Annotated in this window: 1 protein-coding gene; it reads left to right on the forward strand. The window is 35.1% G+C overall.

Translation table 11 applies throughout. The features are described 5' to 3' along the window. Positions 1 to 189 precede the first annotated feature (189 nt). Positions 190 to 1,074, forward strand: coding sequence for an ABC transporter ATP-binding protein (locus ON063_RS14590; RefSeq protein ID WP_274665617.1), 885 nt, complete (start codon positions 190 to 192; stop codon positions 1,072 to 1,074). Positions 1,075 to 1,135: the final 61 nt, after the last annotated feature.

Raw genomic sequence — 1,135 nt, forward strand, 5'->3', positions numbered from 1 at the left:
TAAAGATATGAACTATCAAAAGGTAAATAGTACAATTAATTCATTGACTATCCACATATAAGGGTATAAAATGAACTAAAACATAATAAATAGTATTAAATTATACGTATTTGGCTTTTTGATGAACTATTTTTATGTTTTTAGTTTTTTATTTTTCTGGATTTTCTATATAAGTGGGAGGAATGAAACATGGTCAAGGTTGTCGAACTAAGAGGGGTTAAAAAAAGCTTCTCAAAATTTCAAGCTCTGAATGGTGTCAGTTTTACTGTGAATAAAGGAGAAGTAGTTGGTTTCATTGGTCCGAACGGCGCTGGGAAGTCTACAACAATACGTACGCTTTTAGGAATTTTGAAACGAGATGAGGGTGAGGCAAAGATTTTTAACATGGATGTATGGAAAGACAGTATTGAGATTCATAAACGAATTTCGTATGTACCTGGAGACGTTTCACTTTGGGGAAGTCTTACCGGAGGAGAAATTATTGATTTATTTATGGAGTTGCATGGCGGCGGAGACAAGAAAAAACGTGATTATTTAATCAAACGATTTGAGTTAGATCCTAAAAAAAAGGCGAAAAGTTATTCGAAAGGCAATCGTCAAAAAGTTGGTCTGATTGCAGCTCTGTCGGTAGATTCTGATCTATATATTTTTGATGAACCGACTTCAGGCTTGGATCCGCTTATGGAAGCGGTATTTCAAGATGAAGTAGAAAAAATTAAGGTCGCAGGAAAATCAATTCTTCTCTCTTCGCACATTTTAAGTGAAGTAGAGCGATTAGCAGATCGGGTTGTTATTATCCGTAAAGGTGAAATTGTTGAATCAGGCACGTTGGATGAATTAAGACATTTGACACGGACGACAATCACTCTTGAAACAGAGCAAAACGTGAATGAGATTGCTCACATTGAAGGAGTGCATGATTTTAAACAAATTGATCCTAGACAAGCGATATTTTCAATTGATGTTGACTACTTCAATGCTGTACTAACAGCCGCGACGAGATTAGGTGTCAAAAAATTAGAATCGATTCCACCATCTTTAGAAGATTTGTTTATGAGACATTATGAAAACTGAATATATGTAAGTGAGTATTTTAAAAGGAGGAGTAGACATGGGATTGAAATTCACATGTTGG

This window comes from Exiguobacterium sp. B2(2022) (genome assembly GCF_028823655.1).
Classification (GTDB): Bacteria; Bacillota; Bacilli; order Exiguobacteriales; family Exiguobacteriaceae; genus Exiguobacterium; species Exiguobacterium aestuarii_A.

Bases quoted from the DNA above. Each gene is read 5' to 3' on its own strand.
- ON063_RS14590 (WP_274665617.1), top strand. From the start codon at position 190: ATGGTCAAGGTTGTCGAACTAAGAGGGGTTAAAAAAAGCTTCTCAAAA.